Genomic DNA, 16,564 nt, shown 5'->3' with positions numbered 1-16,564 from the left:
AGAAAGGCGGCAGAAGGCGTTAACCAGCCTCTGTTCGCGAGGGCCGCGTGAGGCTCACCAGCACGATCGCGGCGAATGCGGCCGTGAAGCCCGGCACGATCTCGTAAAGACCCGGGCCGCTCAGGAACGCCTTGTTCCAGCCCAGCGCGATCCACGCCGCGACGACGCCCGCGCCGGTCACCAGCCCGGCCACCGCGCCCGCCCCGGTCATCCGCGGCCAGGTCAGCGCGAGCAGGATCAGCGGGCCGAACGCCGCGCCGAAGCCCGCCCAGGCATTGGCGACGAGGCCGAGCACTTCGCTTTCCGGGTCCGCCGCGATCACCAGCGCGGCCGCCGCGACCAGCGCCACGGACAGCCGGCCGATGTTCACCGCCTCGCGCTCGCTGGCCGAGCGGCGCAGGAACAGGCGGTAGAAATCCTCGGTCAGCGAGGAGGAGGAGACGAGCAGCTGCGAGGAAATGGTGCTCATGATCGCCGCCAGCAGCGCGGCGTAGAGGAACCCGGTGACCGCCGGGTGGAACAGCAGGCCGGACAGGATGATGAAGATCGTCTCGGGATCGCTCACGGGCAGGCCGTTGCCTTCCGCATAGGCGCGCCCCGCCAGCCCCACCAGCACCGCGCCGACAAGCGAGATCACCATCCAGCCCATCCCGATGACCCCGGCACGCGCCACGTTCTCGACCCGGTCGATCGCCATGAAGCGCACGATGATGTGCGGCTGGCCGAAATAGCCCAGCCCCCAGGTGACCGCGCTGATCACGCCCACCAGGCTTGCCCCCTGCGTGAGGCTCAGGAACCCCTCCTGCGGCACCGCGCCGAGGCTCAGCGCCGCGCTCCCGCCGAGGTCGGAGAGAATCACCAGCGGCATGACGACCAGCGCCGTCATCATGATCATCCCCTGCACGAAATCGGTGAGACTCACCGCGAGGAAGCCGCCGATCATGGTGTAGGCGAGCACGATCCCGGCGGTGATGAGGATGCCGAGCATGTAGTCGGAAAGGCCCGTGTCGGGCAGCACGCCGGCAAAGGCGGTCTCGAACAGCTTGCCCCCGCCGACCATGCCGCTCGCGGTATAGACCGTGAAGAAGCCGACGATCACCACCGCCGAGACGACGCGCAGCACGGTCCCCTGTTCGGGGAAGCGGTTGGCGAGGAACTGCGGGATGGTGAGCGCATTGCCCAGCCGCTCGGTCGCCTCGCGCAGCCGGGGGGCGACGATGATCCAGTTCGCCGCCGCGCCCACGGTCAGCCCGATCGCGATCCACGCCTCGACCAGGCCCGAGACGTAAAGCGCGCCCGGCAGGCCGAGCAGCAGCCAGCCCGACATATCCGAGGCGCCCGCAGAGAGCGCCGCCACCGCCGGCGACAGCGAGCGCCCCGCTAGCAGGTAACCTGCGCTGTCCTGCGTCGACTTCCTCCAGGCGAACAGCCCGATGGCGAGCATCAGCACGAAATAGGCGGCAAGGGCGGCAAGGGTCCAGGTGTTCATGGCAGCGGGCCTAACAAGCCCGCGCCGCCGACGCCATCCGCCGCGCCGATTTACCCCCCTCGGAAGCGGACGACGAGCGCGCGCGAACCCGGGAAGGGCGCCGAGGTTCCCGGCCTCACAACCTTCGTCAAGTCGTGATTTATGCGCGGTGAATGCACGCAAAGCTAACGCAAGGCTAGGTTTCACAGGCCGCGACCGGACAGGTGCAGGAGGCAATCGCACAACGTTGCATTATCTCTCTCCACGATTTCGGAGTCTTATTGATGTCCCCCAAGTATCTTCTCCCGGCGGCCGGTTTCACCGCGCTGATGCTCTCCTCGACTGCGAATGCGCAGCAGGACGACCGCTATTTCGATGGTCCGTACATCTCGGCGACCGTCGGGCTTGAATCCCCCGAAGCCAGCCGCGGCGACGTGATCACCTTCGACACCAACCGCGACGGCACCTTCACCGACACCGTCCGCACCGGCGCGGGCGTCGATGCCTTCTCGCCCGGCTTCTGCAGTGGCACGCCGACGGCTGCGGGCGTCGCCTCCTGCCGCGGCAACCGCCAGAACGATGGCTATGCCGTGCGCGTCGGCTATGACCGTCACCTCGGCAGCGGCCCGGTGGTGGCCGGCATCTTGCTCGAAGGCGCGCGTCCGGGCGTCGAGGAATTCACCTCGGGCTTCAGCACCACGCCGGCCTCCTACACCTTCGGCCGCGAGCTCGACTGGGCGGTGACCGCGCGCGCGCGCCTCGGCATCGCGCCGGGCGAGGGCCGCGGGCTGTTCTATGTGACCGGCGGCGGCGGCTATGCCCGCATCGACCGCAGCTTCTCGACCAGCAACGTCGCCAACTCGTTCACCCCGAACGACAACCGCAGCTGGGAGCTCGGCTGGCAGGCCGGCGGCGGGGCCGAGGTGATGCTGACCCGCAACCTCGGCATCGGGCTCGAGTATCTTTACTCGAGCTTCGACGACAGCGACTACGTGGTCGGCGTCGGCCAGGGCACGGCGCCCGCGACCAACCCCTTCCTGCTTCAGGGCCCGGGCACGGACCTGCGCCTGTCGAACGACCGTTTCGACTACCACTCCTTCCGCGCCTCGGTGAACTTCCGCTTCTGAGCCCCGCGCGCACATAAAAAAGGAAAGGCCCCGCGCATCGTCCGATGCGCGGGGCCTTTTCGTGTGCGGGGCAATCCGGGGCGAGCCGGGAGGCCTCAATCCTCCTTCTTGCGCCGCGCCTTCTTGCGCTCGTGCGGGCACAGGATCGCCTTCCTCAGTCGGATCGACTGCGGGGTGACCTCGACCATCTCGTCGTCGTCGATATAGGCGATCGCCTGTTCGAGGCTCATGCGGCGCGGGGGGGTGAGGCGGATCGCGTCGTCCTTGCCCGAGGAGCGGATGTTGGTGAGCTGCTTGGCCTTGAGGGGGTTCACCTCGAGGTCCTCGGGCTTGGCGTTCTCGCCGATCACCATGCCTTCATAGACCTTCATCTGCGGGCCGATGAACAAAGTGCCGCGCTCCTCCAGCGAATTGAGGGCATAGGCCACCGCCTCGCCGTCGCCGTTGGAGATCAGGACGCCGTTGATGCGGCCTTCGATCGGGCCCTTGTAGGGGCCGTATTTCTCGAACAGGCGGTTCATGATCCCGGTGCCGCGCGTGTCGGACAGGAATTCGCCGTGATAGCCGATGAGGCCGCGCGAGGGGGCCGAGAAGGTGATGCGGGTCTTGCCTTGCCCTGAGGGGCGCATTTCGACGAGGTCGGCCTTGCGGCGCTGCATCTTCTCGACGACCGTGCCCGAGTGCTCGTCATCGACGTCGATCACGACGGTCTCGTAGGGCTCCATGCGCTTGCCGTCTTCCTCGCGGAACAGCACGCGCGGGCGGCTGATGCCGAGCTCGAAGCCTTCGCGGCGCATCGTCTCGATCAGGACGCCGAGCTGCAATTCGCCGCGCCCGGCGACCTCGAAGCTGTCCTTGTCCTCGCTCTCGGTGACGCGGATCGCGACGTTGGTTTCTGCCTCGCGCAGCAGGCGGTCGCGGATCATGCGGCTCGTGACCTTGCTGCCCTCGCGGCCCGCGAGCGGGCTGTCGTTGACCGCAAAGCGCATCGCGAGAGTCGGTGGGTCGATGGGCTGGGCGGCGATGGGTTCGCTGACCGAGGGATCACAGATCGTGTTGGCGACGGTCGCCTTCTCGAGCCCCGCCAGCGCGATGATGTCGCCCGCGCGCGCGATCTCGACCGGCACGCGCTCGAGCCCGTCGAAGCTCATCAGCTTGGTGGCGCGGCCGGTTTCGATCACCTTGCCCTCGGCATCGATGGCGTGGATCGGATCGTTGACGCGGATCGTGCCCGACTGGACGCGGCCGGTGAGCACGCGGCCCATGAAGTTGTCGCGGTCGAGCAGGGTGGCGAGGAAGGCGAACTTGGCATCCGGGTCAAGGCCGGGGGCGGGGACGTGCTCGATCACCTTGTTGAACAGCGGGGCGAGCGTGCCGCTGCGGGCGTCCATGTTCTCGCTTGCATAGCCTTCGCGACCGCTAGCGTAGAGCACCGGGAAGTCGAGCTGCTCGTCATTCGCGTCGAGGCTGACGAACAGGTCGAACACCTCGTCGAGCACTTCCTGCGGGCGGCCGTCCGGGCGGTCGATCTTGTTGACGACGACGATGGGGCGCAGGCCCAGCGCGAGCGCCTTGCCAGTCACGAACTTGGTCTGCGGCATCGCGCCTTCCGCGCTGTCGACCAGCAGGATCACCCCGTCGACCATCGAGAGAATGCGCTCCACCTCGGCGCCGAAGTCGGCGTGGCCGGGGGTGTCGACGATGTTGATGCGGGTGGTCTCGCCGCCCTGTTCCCACTCCACGCTGGTGCACTTGGCGAGAATGGTGATGCCGCGCTCCTTCTCGAGATCGCCCGAATCCATGGCGCGCTCTTCCACGCGCTGGTTCTCGCGGAAGGTGCCCGACTGGCGGAAGAGCTGGTCGACCAGCGTGGTCTTGCCGTGGTCGACGTGGGCGATGATCGCGATATTTCTGAGGGCGGACGACATGGGGGAGGCACTTCCGGTGACAGGCCGGAGGCTGGGTCAGCATCCGGGAGGAGACGGGCGGCAGCGCCGCTGCGGGCGCTGCATGGACAGGGCTATCGGGGCACGGCTACGCACCCGACGCTACGGCAATCGGGAGTTCCGGGCCGTGCGTGCGGATGTGCTGCGTTGCACAATCGCCGCGGCGCCTAGCAGGGGTGCGTGCGCGGGGCAAGGCGGAAGGCTGCCGGGCGGCTGCGCTGCGCCGCGCGGAAGGTGTGACTCATTGGCAACAGGCGTCCCGTTAGCCCCTGAAAACCGCGGGTCAGCCGCTTGTTCCGGACGCTTAGGTGGCCTATCAAGCCGCCACACGATCCCGGGAGAGAGCGCACAGGGACGGTGCGTGTCCGAAGCGGGCGCCGGGATCGCGCGTTTTTTGGAGAGGAGTTTCCATGCGATCGAATTTCACCGGCGCGGCCGGCGCAACCCGATTCACCCTTCTGGCGGGTGCTGCCAGCCTTGCGCTCGCCCTGCCGGGTGCCGCCTTCGCGCAGGACGCGCAGGATGCCGAGGCGCCGGCCGTTGACGAGGCCGATATCGACAACGGCAACCAGATCATCGTCACCGCGACCAAGCGCGCCCAGACGTTGCAGGACACCCCTGTCGCGGTCACGGTGACCACCGCCGCGACGATCGAGCAGGCTCAGATCCGCGACATCGCCGATCTGTCCACGGTTGTTCCCTCGCTGCGCACGAGCCAACTGCAAAGCGCTTTTGCCACCACCTTCTCGATCCGCGGCTTCGGCACCGATGGCAATAATCTCGGGCTCGAACCGTCGGTCGCGATGTTCGTCGATGGGGTCTATCGCAGCCGTGCCGTCGGCCAGATCTCGGACCTCCCCAACCTCGAGCGTGTCGAAGTGCTGCGCGGTCCGCAATCCACCTTGTTCGGCAAGAATGCGAGCGCGGGCGTCATTTCACTGGTGACCTCCGCGCCGTCTTTCGAACTGGAGGGCAACGCCGAACTGTCCTACGGCAATTTCGACGCGGTGGTGGCGCGCGCATACATCAGCGGACCGCTCAGCGATACGATCGCGGTGAGCGTCGCGGGCGGGCTCAACAAGCGCGACGGTTTCGTCACCAACGGCTTCAACGGGGACGACATCAACGACCGCAACCGCTGGTTCACGCGCGCGCAGTTGTTGTTCGACAACGGCAACAACTTCACTTTCCGGGTAATTGCCGACTACGACGAACTCGACGAAAAGTGCTGCGCAGTCGCCAACCTGCGCCCGTCGCCCGTCACGGGCCTGATCCAGTCGATTGGCGGGCGTTTGAATGCGCCGGGCACCCAGCTGGACGACGTGGTGTTCACCGATGTGGTGCCCTTCAACAGGGTCAAGAACTGGGGCGTTTCGGGGCAGGCCGATTACCAGTTCGGTGCGTTGTCGCTGACTTCGATCACCGCCTACCGTGAGACCTCGATCCGCGCCAATCAGGACGTGGATTTCACCAGCGCCGCGCTGGCGACGGGTGCCAACATCGGTCAGTCGGACATCCAGACTTTCACGCAGGAACTGCGGCTTGCCTCGGATTTCGACGGGCCGCTCAATTTCCTTGTCGGCGGCTACTACTTCAACGAGCAGCTTTCGACTGCGGACCAGATTCTCTACGGTCGCGATTTCCGCGCCTATGCGAACGGCCTTATCGCGGGCGCTTCGGGCGGGGCGCTGACGGCGGCTTCTGTCGAGCAGCTGCTCGGCGTGGCACCGAACACGTTCTGGCAGGCAGGGCAGGGCTTCTTCAACCAATTCGATCAGGACAACGAGGCGTTCTCGCTGTTCGGCCAGGTCGACTTTGAAGTCACCGACCGTCTGACCCTGACGGTTGGCGCCAACTACACCGAAGATGCCAAGGACGTGAGCTCGAACGGGCGCACCACCGATGCCTTTTCGCAAATCAATCTCGATGCGCCGCAATTTGCACCGTCACGCAACCTCCTGCTTCGCCAAGGCGCTGTGGCGTCTGGCGTGGGACAGGCGCTTCGTTTGGGCCGTTCGGCCACGGCTGCCGAAATCGGCGCCTTTGCGGCTGCAAATGCCGCCGCCTTCGGTCAGATCAACGCCGGCGCGACCGCCTTCGCCAATGCCAACCAGAACAACCCGGCGGCGAACCCGCTCGGCGGTTTGCGGACATTCCAGTTCCTGCCGCCCATCCTCAACATCCCCAACGCGGTCGAGGATGGCCGCACGCGGGACGATGCCGTCACCTATTTGGCCCGGGCCAATTACGAAGTCACCGACACGGTGAACGTCTATGCGAGCTACGCGACCGGCTTCAAGGCAAGCTCGTTCAACCTTTCGCGCGACAGCCGCCCGTTGCCGGGCGACTTTACCCGTGCAATCAGCCAGGGCCTGGGCGTTCCCAACCTGCGTCCGGGCACTCGCTTCGCCCTGCCCGAAGAATCCACGGTCTACGAACTCGGCATCAAGGGCGCCTGGGAGCGTGCCGGTGCCAACCTGACGGTGTTCCTGCAAACGCTGGAGAACTTCCAGTCCAATACCTTCGTGGGCGATTTCTTCGTGCTCGCGAACGCAGGCGAGGTCGAAACCTTCGGTATCGAATTCGACGGCTATGTGCGCCCGACCAACGAACTCACGCTTTCGCTGGCGCTGACCTACCTTGATCCCAAGTATGTCAGCTTCGTCGGATCGCCGGTGGGCGATCTTTCGGGCCAGCCGGTGCAGGGCGTGCACCCGCTGAGCGCATCGTTCGGCGCGACGTGGGACAAGGAACTGGCCAATGGCGATCGCTTCATTGTGCGCGGCGATTACCAATACGAAGCGCCGGTTCAGATCCTCGACGGGCTGGTGAATTTCATCACCACCAACCCGAACGGCACGACCAATTTCCAGACCGCGCGTGATGCGGCGAGGGAGTTTACCCGCGAAGTCAACAACTTCAACGCTTCAATCACCTATGCGCTCGACATGGGACTGGAGTTCACCTTGTGGGGCCGCAACCTGCTGGACGATCGTTTCATCAGCACGATCTTCCCTGGGGTGGGCGGACAAGGCCAGGCGATCTACGGCTATCCCAACCAGCCGCGCACCTATGGCGGCCTGATCCGCTACCGTTTCTAAGCCCTTACCGGCACGATCTTCGAAGGCCCCGCACCCGGCAAGGTGCGGGGCCTTTTCGTTTGCGCTGGGGCGCGAATTGTGTTGCCCTGCGCAATCTGCGCGTCCGACATCGGCGCGCGAGGGGATCGACGCATGGAATGGATGATACTGCCCTTCAGACGCTACGCGGATTTCGGCGGCCGTTCGCGGCGCCGCGAGTTCTGGATGTTCCAGCTGCTCAACCTGATTGTCGGTGCGGTGCTGATCGGGCCGTTCATGGTCGATGTCGTCACCGCCGCGGTGCAGAACCCGGACGACGAGGAGGCGATGGCCCGGGCGCTGCTGGAGGGCGGCTCGGTGCTCTCGATGGCGGGGCTCGCGGTCTACGGGATCTTCGTGCTCGCGGCGCTGATTCCCTCGATCGCGGTGACGGTGCGGCGGCTGCATGACCGCGATATGTCGGGCTGGTGGTATCTCGGGCTGACGCTGGCGAGCCTCATTCCGCTGGTCGGCGGCCTCGCCAGCATCGCGCTTCTGGTGCTGCTGGTGCTTCCGGGGACGGATGGCGCCAACCGCTTCGGTCCCGATCCGAAGAACCCCTTCGGCGAAGACCTGTTCGCCTGAGCGCCTGAAGCGGTCTCCGGCCGGACACCGCGCTAGAGCTCGCGCAGCGCGCGGGCGGGCTTGGCGCGCAGCAGCGGCAGCGATCCGGCGAGCGCGAAGGCCAGCACCAGCGCAAGGCCCAGCCCCAGCACGCCGAGCACCTCGCCCCAGTCGGGGAGCCAGTCGAATTCGAACAGCTGGGTGATCACCACCCAGGCAAGGCCGCCCCCGAGAAGCAGCGCGACCAGCGCGAGCACACCTGCCAAGAGGCCATATTCGGCCAGTTGCAGCAGCAGGATCTGCCGCCGGCTCGCGCCCATCACGCGCAGCATCACCGTATCATAGGTGCGCGCCGCGCGTGCCGCGGCGATCGCGCCCATCAGCACCGCGAGCCCCGCCAGCACCGTCACCGCCGCCGCCGCGAGCGTCGCAAGGCTGACCTGTTCGAGCAGCTTGCGCGCCTCGACGAGGATGCCGCCCACCTCGATCACAGAGGAGGAGGGCATTTCCTTCACCAGCGCGCGGAGCAAGCGCCCCTGCGCCTCGCTGTCGCCCTTGTCGGGCAGTTCGATCGTGGCGGCGAGCTTGTGCGGCGCGTCGCTGATCGCGTTGCGGCTGAACACCAGCGTGAAGTTGAAGCCCATGCTTTCCCAATCGATCTCGCGCAGCGAGGCAACGCGCGCGGTGCGCTCCACCCCCAGGATGCTGACCGTCAGGTAATCGCCAACCTTGAGCCCCACCGCCTTGGCGAAATCGGCATCGACCGAGACCAGCGGCTCGCCGCGGTGGAAGGGGCTCCACCACTGACCCTCGGTCACGCGATTGCCGGGGGGGGCGGTGTCGGCATAGGTAAGGCCGCGTTCGCCGCGCAGCGCCCAGGCGCCCTCGGGGATCTCCTTGCGATCGGCCACCCGGGTCATGCGGTCCTTGGGCCCATAGGCGAGGATCGCACCGCGCATTGTCGGCACAGAGCGGATCTTGGCCGCCGGGAACTGGCTGCGCACCACCTCTCCGAAGCGCGCCTCGCCGTCCTGCGGCACGTCGAGCACGAAGTAGTCCGGCGCCTCGTTGGGCACGCGGCGGGCGATGTTGCCGTCGATCGCGCTCTGCACGGCGGCGAGCAGCACGAAGGCGGCGAGTCCGAAGCCGAGCGCCGTCACCAGCGCCCCCGTCGGCGCGCCGGGGCGGTGGATGTTGGCGAGCGCGCTCCGGAGCAGCGGGTTGGCAGGGCGGGGCAGGCGGCGGGCGGTCGCCTGGATCGCCCAGCCGAGCACGGCGAGCAGCGCGAGCGCGCCGCCCGCGCCCGCCAGGAACCCGCCCGACAGCATCGGCTGCGCCGTGGTCAGCAGCGCCAGCGCGCAGATCGCCGCCAGCCCCAGCGCGGTCGCCGCCAGCGCGCGCCAGTCGCGCGCCAGAGGCACGATCCCCGACCGCATCAGCGCCATCGCCGGGAAGGTCCGCGCGCGCAGCAGCGGGGCGGCGGCGAAGGCGAAAGCGACGAGCAGGCCGTAAGCGCCCGCCAGCGCCAGCGCGCCCGGCGCGATGATGAACCCGCTCGCAACCGGCAGCAGTCCGGCGAGCGCGCGGGCGAGCAGCGGGGTGACGGCGACGCCCGCCACCAGCCCCGCAAGGCTTCCCGCCAGCGCCGCGACGCCGATCTGCATCGCGTAGATGCGCACGATATCGCCCGACGTCGCGCCCAGCACCTTCAAGGTGGCGATGCTTGCCCGGCGCTGGTCGAGATAGGAGGAGACCCCGCCCGCGATGCCGATCCCGGCGATCACCAGCGCGGCAAGGCCGACGAGCGTCAGAAAATCGCTCATCTGCCGCACGAAGCGCTCGGCCCCGGGCGAGGCCTTGTCGCGGGTGCGGACATTGAAGCCGGCGTTCGGGAATTTCCTGGTGATCGCCGCCTCGACGGCGTCGGGGCTTCCGACGCCGCTGCGGAAGGCGATGCGGTGCTTGCTTTCATAGAGCGCGCCGGGCTGGGTCAGCCCTGCGGCGGCGGGCATGTCGGCAGCGACGATGATCGTCGGGCCGAGCTGGAAACCTTCCGAGAGGCGGTCGGGCTCGTCGGCGATCACCCCGGCGGCGCGCACGGTGGCGCCGCCGATCCGGAAGCTCTCGCCGACCCGGATGCCCAGACGCTCGAGCGCGGAGCGGGCGATCCACGCGTCGTTGCCCGTCGGCGCGCCGACCTTGCGCCCGTCGGCGAGCACCAGCTGCCCGAACATCGGCCACCTGGCGTCGACCGCCTTCAGCTCGACCGGCGCGGCACTGTCCGGCGTGCTCGCCATCGCCTGCATCCGGAAACCGCTCGACACCCGGCCATAGGCTTCCATCGCCTCGCGCTCCGCGGGCGAGAGGTCGCGCTGCCAGACCGTCACCTCGAGATCGCCGCCGAGCAGTTCCTGCCCGCTCGCGGCCAGCTCGCGGGCGATGGCGGTGGTCAGCGTGCCGATCGCGGCGAGCGCGGCGGTGCCGAGGAAGATGCACACCAGGAGCAGTCGCAAGCCCCGGAAGCGCGCGTTGAGATCGCGCCGGGCAATCGCCCACGCCGCCTTCAACGGCAGGCTCATCAGGCCGCGCCCCGCGTGTCGGAGACGATCACGCCGTCGGCCATGGTCAGCACCCGCTCGCAGCGCGCAGCGAGCCGCGCGTCATGGGTGATGACGAGCAGCGTCGCCCCGGTCTCGGCGCGGCGCGCAAGCAGCAGGTCGACGATCTCGTCCCCAGTCGCGGCATCGAGGTTGCCGGTCGGCTCGTCGGCGAAGATGAGGTCGGGGCGCGGCGCGGTGGCCCGCGCGATGGCGACACGCTGCTGCTCGCCGCCCGAAAGCTGGGTGGGGTAGTGGCCGGTGCGGTGGCCGAGGCCGACCGCCTGAAGCTCGGCGATGGCGCGCGGCGCGGCGTCGGCCATCCCGGCAAGCTCCATCGGCGTCGCGACGTTCTCGGCCGCCGTCATCGTGGGCAGGAGGTGGAAGGCCTGGAGCACGATCCCGATCCGCCCCCGCCGCGCGGCGGCAAGCCCGTCTTCGTCGAGGCTGGTGAAATCCGCGCCCGCCACGGTGAGGCTCCCGCCGCTCGCGCGTTCGAGGCCGGAAAGCACCGCCATCAGCGAGCTCTTGCCCGATCCCGAAGGGCCGAGCAGGGCGACCACCTCGCCGCGCTGCACGTCAAGATCGATCCCGCGCAGGATCGTGACCGGCGCGGCATTGCTGCCGAGGGTGAGGGTGAGATTGCGGGCGCTGATCGCGAGAGAGGGGCTTGTCACGGCTTTCCGATGGCATAGGTGGCAATTTGCAACAAGCTACAGGTATGGAAGGCTCGCGGATGCACAAGCGCACTTGGTCGAATATTGCTCTGGCCGCGGGCCTCATGCTGGCGCTGGCGGGCTGCGGCGGAGAGGCGGAGGAAGCGAGCGTGCCCCCGGGCGGGATCGCCGAGGATGGCCAGCCCACACTCCCGGCGATCCCGGTGATGGGTCCAGAGCGGCGGATCATCGCCTTCGGTGACAGCCTGTTCGCGGGCTATGGCCTCGACCCGCGCGATGCCTACCCCGAAAAGCTGGAGGGCGCGCTCCGGGCCAGGGGCATCAATGCCGAGGTGGTGAACGCCGGGGTCTCGGGCGATACCACCGCGGCGGGCCTCAATCGCATCGAATTCACGCTCGCCGCGCAGAAGGAGACGCCGCCCGCGCTGTTCATCCTCGAACTGGGCGGCAACGACCTGTTGCGCGGCATTTCGCCTGAGGAGACCAAGGCGAACCTCGGCAAGATGCTGGCGATCCTCAAGAAGGCGGGCGTGCCGGTGCTGCTGATGGGGATGCGCTCACCCCCCAATTACGGGCCCGAGTTCCAGGCACGCTTCGATGCGATCTACCGCGATCTCGCCAAGGAATATGGTGCGACGCTGATCCCCTTCTGGCTGGAGGACATTTACCGCGAGCCGGCCCTATTCCAGCAGGACCGCATCCACCCCACCGCCGAGGGCATCGAGCGGCTGGTCGCCTCGACCCTGCCGACGGTCGAAGGGGCGCTGCCGAAGGAGTGAGGAGAGTCCCGACCGCGGGCATTATCCCCGTTCGTGTCGAGCGCAGTCGAGACATCCCAGACCGGCCTCTCGACTTCGCTCGAGGCGAACGGTTCAAGGGTCAGGCCGATAGCCTCAATCTCTAGACCCGCTCCACCCCGCCACCCGAGACGCGCCAGATCGCCGCTTCGGCGCGGATCGCCTCGAAGGGGGCGAGTTCGGTGCCGGTCATCCACACTTGCGCGCGGCCTTCGCGCAGGCGCCGGAACAGTTCGGTGCGGCGCAGCGGATCGAGGTGGGCGGCGACCTCGTCGAGCAGCAGCACCGAAGGCCGCCCGGCGGCGGCGAGGATGCCGTGGGCGAGGGTGATGGCGATCAGCATCGCCTTCTGCTCGCCGGTCGAACAGGCGGCGGCGGGCTGGCGGGTGGAGGCCATGGTGACCAGCAATTCGTCGCGTTGCGGGCCTGAGAGAGCCCGGCCCGCTGCGCGGTCACGGGTCCGGGCGCGGGCGAGTTCGGCGCGCAAGGCGGTCTCGTCGGTCGGCCCGCCGTGGCGGTAGGCGAGGGCGGGCCGGGCAAAGGGCTCTGGCGGCAGGGCGGAAAGCTCGTCCGCGAGCCGGAGGACGAGATCGGCGCGGGTGCGGGCGACGGCGGCGCCGTGCTCGGCGGCCTGGGCTTCCACCGCGTCGAGCCAGCGGGGATCGGAGCGGTTCTCCAGCAGCTTGCCCCGCTCGCGCAAGGCGCGTTCGAGCGCATTCACCCGCTGCGCATGATCCGGCGCGATGGCGAGCGCCATGCGGTCCATGAACCGCCGCCGCGCGCCCGCGCTGTCGGTGAACAGGCCGTCCATGGCGGGCGTGAGCCATGACAGGGCGAGCCATTCGGCAAGGCTCGCGGCGCTCGCGGCCGCGCCGTTGATCCGCACCAGCCGGCGCCCCGGCTGGCCGGCTTCGGTATAGGTGCCGATCCGGGCGGACATGGCGCCCGCCTCGCTGAGGCTCGCCCCGATCGCGAAGGGCGCCGGCGGATCGCCGGGCACCGCGCGGCGGGGCAGGTCGGCGAGGTTCGCGCGCCTGAGGCCCCGACCGGGGCCGAGCAGCGAGAGCGCCTCGAGCAGGTTGGTCTTCCCCGCGCCGTTCTCGCCCACCAGCAGGTTGAAATGCGCCGTGTCCGCCAGGCTTGTCGCGGCGTGGTTGCGGAAGTTTTCGAGGGTGATGCGGGAGAGGCCCATGGCGGCGTGGGGGGTAGCGGGAGGGGGGCGCTTTGGCCAGTGGGAGGGCGGCGAAATGGCTGCCGCCAACCCTTGGGAAATTTTCCCAAGCTTTCGCTTTGCTGAACCGGATGTTTGCAGGGTGAAAGGAATGGAATGGCCGAAATCAGCCATTTTTCGAGTTTGGCACGGCTCCTGCAAAGTATCCGGCATCCCCGGGATGGTCCCGGGAAACACCAGACAGACCTTCAAGGAGACCTCAGATGTTCGCCACCGAAACCGCCAACCGCCTCTTCGCCGCCGCCTTCTCGATCGTGCTTTCGGCCGGTGTCCTCGCCTACGCGATCATCCCCGCCAGCCCCACCCTTCTCGCCTGATCAGCCTCCACGCTCACCCAAACGACAAGGAACCACGCCATGTTCTCGACCGACACCACCGCCCGCCTCGCTTCCGCCGCCTTCGCGGTGATCTTCACGGTGGCGAGCTTCGCCTACGCGATCGTCCCCGCCACGCCCGGCCTGATGGCCTGATCGCCGCAACCAGGAGAACCGACCAGATGAACGACATCATGGGCCAGCCCGGCGGCAAGCCCCCCAGCCGCAGCTTCCGCCTCGACAAGCAGAGCGGCAAGATCTTCGGGGTGTGCGCCGGGATCGGCAACTACTTCGGCATCGACACCATGCTGGTGCGCATCGCCTTCGTGCTCGCCACCCTGCTGGGCTTCGGCAGCCCGATCCTGATCTACCTCGCGGTCGCGCTGATCGCGGATTGAGTGCAGCGCTTCATAAGCGGTTCCCGGTTATCGGGCCGCTGCACCTGATCGATGAAACCGGGAAGGGGCCACATCGGCCCCTTCTTTTTTGCTCACATCGCGCTGATGCCGCCGTCGAGTTTCAATTCAGCGCCGGTCATGAAGCGGCTCTCGTCGCTGGCGAGGTAGAGCACCGCGTTGGCGATGTCGTTGGGCTCGCCGACGAACTTGAGCGGGATCTGCCGCGCGAGCTTTTCCATCAGCACGTCCTTGTCGAGCGCGTGCGCCTTCGCCGTCCCATCGAGGATCGGCGTGTCGACAAAGGTCGGGTGGACCGAGTTGCAGCGGATCTGCATCCCCTTCTTCGCGCAGTGGAGCGCGATCGACTTCGACAGCATCCACACCGCCGCCTTGCTGGCGTTGTAGGCGGGCATGGTGTCGCTCGCGATCAACCCCGCGATCGACGAGATGTTGATGATCGATCCCGGCGCGTGCTCGCGCATCAGGGGGAGCGCCTTCTGGCAGCCGTGGAAGATCGAGTTGACGTTGATGTCGAAGCAGCGCTGCCAGTCGCCGAAGTCGCAGGCCTCGATGTTGCCCGGAACCCCGATCCCGGCATTGTTGACGAGGACGTTCAATCCACCGAGCTTCTCCCGCGCGGCGTCCACGGCGGCTTCCCACTGGTCGGGCTTGGTCACATCATGCGCGATTGCAAAGGCGGTGCCTTCGCCGAGCTCGGCATTGATGATCGCGGCGGTCTCCTCGGCGCCCGCACCGTTGATGTCGGTCGCCAGCACCCGCGCGCCTTCCTGCGCGAGCCGGATGCAATGCGCGCGGCCGAGGCCTTGCGCGCCGCCCGTCACCAGAGCCAGCTTGCCCGCTACACGTCCTGCCATAATCTCATCCCTCTCCCAGAAATCCCGGCGTCAGCAGCATCGCGATCCGCACGTCGACCGCGTGCCCCGCGCGCCGCCACTCGGCCACAAAGCGCATGAGGTCGCGCAAGGCAACCCGGTGGACGGTGATGCTCTCCCCTTCCGTCCCACCGCCTTCGCCGACGCGTTCGAGCTCGGTCGCCTTGAGCAGCGTGAAGGCCTCCGAAACCATGCCGGGGGAGGAATAGAATTCGCCCAGCACCTCGAGCTTGCCCGCGCGGTAGCCGGTTTCCTCCTCCAGCTCGCGCGCGGCGGCGGCGGCGGCGTCCTCGCCTTCGCCGCCCGCATCGTCACCGACGAGGCCTGCGGGGATCTCGAGGCTGAAACGGCCCAGCGGCACGCGAAACTGGCTGACGAGCACCACGTGCCGGGTGCCGTCCGGGTCCTCGTCGAGCGCGATGATCGCGGCCGCCCTGATGCCGCGCGCGCGGCCGACATATTCCCAGCGTCCCCGCCGCTTGGCGGTGATGAAGCGCCCCTCCCACATCACCTCTTCGGGCAGGTCGGCGTCGCGGTCTCGTTCCAAGGGGGGCTCCGTGCAGCAGCGTGAGGCGGCCGTTCGACAGGCTCGGACCCCTTGGGTCAAGACCGTATTTGCTCAGAGCTCGATCAGCCGGTCGGGCAGTTCGTTGACGTCGTCCGCCCCGCGCGGGAAATGTTCGGCAAGCACGTGGCCGACATCGCGGATGCCGACAGCGAGCCCTTCGGCGACGCGCCCCTTGGCGATGTGCGCGAGCATATCGCCCATCGCCTCGCCCCACACCTCGGCCGGCACCTTCGCCGCGATGCTCTCGTCCGCCACGATCTCGGCGCGGTGCTCGCGCATCGAGAGGTAGATGAGCACGCCGGTGTGCCCGGTGGTGCGGCCTCGCGCACCCACCTTGAACTGGCGCACCGCCTGATCGTGGACGCGCACGGTCTTCACCGGCCCGGGGATCAGCGCGAACTTGAGCGGCGCCCATTGCTGGACGAGCATCACGCCCAGGAACTTGAGCAGCCCCAGCGCGATCACCATGCTGGCAAGCTCGCCCGTCGTCCACTGGTGGCCCCAGCCGGCGAACAGCGCGTCCCAGGTGTCGAGGAAGGGTTCGGGAAAGGCTGCGAACACGCTCATCGCGGTGAAGGCCGCGCCTGCCGCCCACAAGAGGGCGACGTCGGTATAGCCGTCCGACGCCTCGGCGAGAACGGTGACGATCTCGCCCGAGGTCGCGCTTTCCGCCTCGGTCACCGCCGCGCTGACGAGGTCGCGACCGGCATCATCCATGAGGGCCATCGCTCACCAGCCTCCCGAAGCGCCGCCGCCGCCCGACGCGCCGCCGCCGAAGCCGCCGAACCCGCCGCACGCCTGCTCGCCTACCGCGATGCGGGCCGGATGCAGGCGATCGTCGACGCCATCGTCGAGGTCTCGGTCA

Annotated in this window: 15 protein-coding genes; 7 read left to right on the top strand and 8 right to left on the bottom strand. The window is 68.1% G+C overall.

Annotated elements, in window-relative coordinates:
- Nucleotides 1-19 precede the first annotated feature (19 nt).
- Complete coding sequence (gene putP, locus OPU67_RS14095) at nt 20-1,489, bottom strand: sodium/proline symporter PutP (protein WP_267620725.1); 1,470 nt, start codon at nt 1,487-1,489, stop codon at nt 20-22.
- A 263-nt stretch (nt 1,490-1,752) separates the two neighbouring features.
- On the opposite strand from putP, the gene OPU67_RS14090 reads away from it, so the two are divergent.
- Nucleotides 1,753-2,595, top strand: coding sequence for an outer membrane protein (locus OPU67_RS14090; protein WP_267620723.1), 843 nt, complete (start codon nt 1,753-1,755; stop codon nt 2,593-2,595).
- Between the two features lie 95 nt (nt 2,596-2,690).
- Here OPU67_RS14090 and typA read toward each other — a convergent pair whose 3' ends face one another.
- A complete protein-coding gene (gene typA / locus OPU67_RS14085; RefSeq protein ID WP_267620721.1) occupies nt 2,691-4,523 on the bottom strand; it encodes a translational GTPase TypA in 1,833 nt (610 codons plus the stop codon).
- Nucleotides 4,524-4,849: 326 nt separating this feature from the next.
- Between typA and OPU67_RS14080 the strand changes: the two genes are divergently transcribed.
- Together OPU67_RS14080 and OPU67_RS14075 are read left to right on the top strand one after the other, a co-directional pair.
- Nucleotides 4,850-7,642, top strand: coding sequence for a TonB-dependent receptor (locus tag OPU67_RS14080; protein ID WP_267620719.1), 2,793 nt, complete (start codon nt 4,850-4,852; stop codon nt 7,640-7,642).
- A 132-nt stretch (nt 7,643-7,774) separates the two neighbouring features.
- Complete coding sequence (locus tag OPU67_RS14075; RefSeq protein ID WP_267620717.1) at nt 7,775-8,245, top strand: DUF805 domain-containing protein; 471 nt, start codon at nt 7,775-7,777, stop codon at nt 8,243-8,245.
- Nucleotides 8,246-8,277: 32 nt separating this feature from the next.
- Here OPU67_RS14075 and OPU67_RS14070 read toward each other — a convergent pair whose 3' ends face one another.
- A complete protein-coding gene (locus OPU67_RS14070) occupies nt 8,278-10,803 on the bottom strand; it encodes an ABC transporter permease (protein ID WP_267620715.1) in 2,526 nt (841 codons plus the stop codon).
- Nucleotides 10,803-11,498 carry an ABC transporter ATP-binding protein gene (locus OPU67_RS14065; protein ID WP_267620713.1) on the bottom strand — a complete coding sequence of 232 codons (696 nt, stop codon included), beginning with the start codon at nt 11,496-11,498 and terminating at the stop codon, nt 10,803-10,805. Before OPU67_RS14065 ends, OPU67_RS14070 begins: the two co-directional genes overlap by 1 nt.
- A gap of 59 nt (nt 11,499-11,557) precedes the next feature.
- Between OPU67_RS14065 and OPU67_RS14060 the strand changes: the two genes are divergently transcribed.
- Nucleotides 11,558-12,277 carry an arylesterase gene (locus tag OPU67_RS14060; protein WP_267620711.1) on the top strand — a complete coding sequence of 240 codons (720 nt, stop codon included), beginning with the start codon at nt 11,558-11,560 and terminating at the stop codon, nt 12,275-12,277.
- A gap of 121 nt (nt 12,278-12,398) precedes the next feature.
- On the opposite strand, the gene recF is transcribed toward OPU67_RS14060, so the two are convergent.
- Complete coding sequence (gene recF / locus OPU67_RS14055; RefSeq protein WP_267620709.1) at nt 12,399-13,487, bottom strand: DNA replication/repair protein RecF; 1,089 nt, start codon at nt 13,485-13,487, stop codon at nt 12,399-12,401.
- Between the two features lie 242 nt (nt 13,488-13,729).
- Here recF and OPU67_RS14050 point away from each other — a divergent pair, with 242 nt between their 5' ends.
- From OPU67_RS14050 to OPU67_RS14040, 3 genes are read left to right on the top strand one after another with little or no spacing between them, the layout of a single operon-like run.
- Nucleotides 13,730-13,843, top strand: a complete 114-nt coding sequence (locus tag OPU67_RS14050) for an enoyl-CoA hydratase (RefSeq protein ID WP_267620707.1) — start codon at nt 13,730-13,732, stop codon at nt 13,841-13,843.
- Between the two features lie 39 nt (nt 13,844-13,882).
- Nucleotides 13,883-13,996, top strand: coding sequence for an enoyl-CoA hydratase (locus OPU67_RS14045; protein WP_267620705.1), 114 nt, complete (start codon nt 13,883-13,885; stop codon nt 13,994-13,996).
- Nucleotides 13,997-14,022: 26 nt separating this feature from the next.
- Nucleotides 14,023-14,238, top strand: coding sequence for a PspC domain-containing protein (locus OPU67_RS14040; protein WP_267620704.1), 216 nt, complete (start codon nt 14,023-14,025; stop codon nt 14,236-14,238).
- Nucleotides 14,239-14,330: 92 nt separating this feature from the next.
- On the opposite strand, the gene OPU67_RS14035 is transcribed toward OPU67_RS14040, so the two are convergent.
- The 3 genes from OPU67_RS14035 to OPU67_RS14025 all read right to left on the bottom strand — a co-directional run bounded on the left by OPU67_RS14035 (nt 14,331) and on the right by OPU67_RS14025 (nt 16,425).
- Nucleotides 14,331-15,113: an SDR family oxidoreductase gene (locus tag OPU67_RS14035; protein ID WP_267620701.1), complete on the bottom strand. Its 783-nt coding sequence runs from the start codon at nt 15,111-15,113 to the stop codon at nt 14,331-14,333.
- Between the two features lie 4 nt (nt 15,114-15,117).
- Nucleotides 15,118-15,639: an NUDIX hydrolase gene (locus OPU67_RS14030; protein WP_267620763.1), complete on the bottom strand. Its 522-nt coding sequence runs from the start codon at nt 15,637-15,639 to the stop codon at nt 15,118-15,120.
- Between the two features lie 111 nt (nt 15,640-15,750).
- Nucleotides 15,751-16,425 carry a TPM domain-containing protein gene (locus OPU67_RS14025; protein ID WP_267620699.1) on the bottom strand — a complete coding sequence of 225 codons (675 nt, stop codon included), beginning with the start codon at nt 16,423-16,425 and terminating at the stop codon, nt 15,751-15,753.
- Between the last annotated feature and the right edge of the window lie 139 nt (nt 16,426-16,564).

The sequence above is a fragment of the Erythrobacter sp. WG genome (assembly GCF_026586795.1).
In the GTDB taxonomy this organism is placed as follows: domain Bacteria; phylum Pseudomonadota; class Alphaproteobacteria; order Sphingomonadales; family Sphingomonadaceae; genus Erythrobacter.
This window is presented reverse-complemented; position numbering and strand designations above follow the sequence as displayed.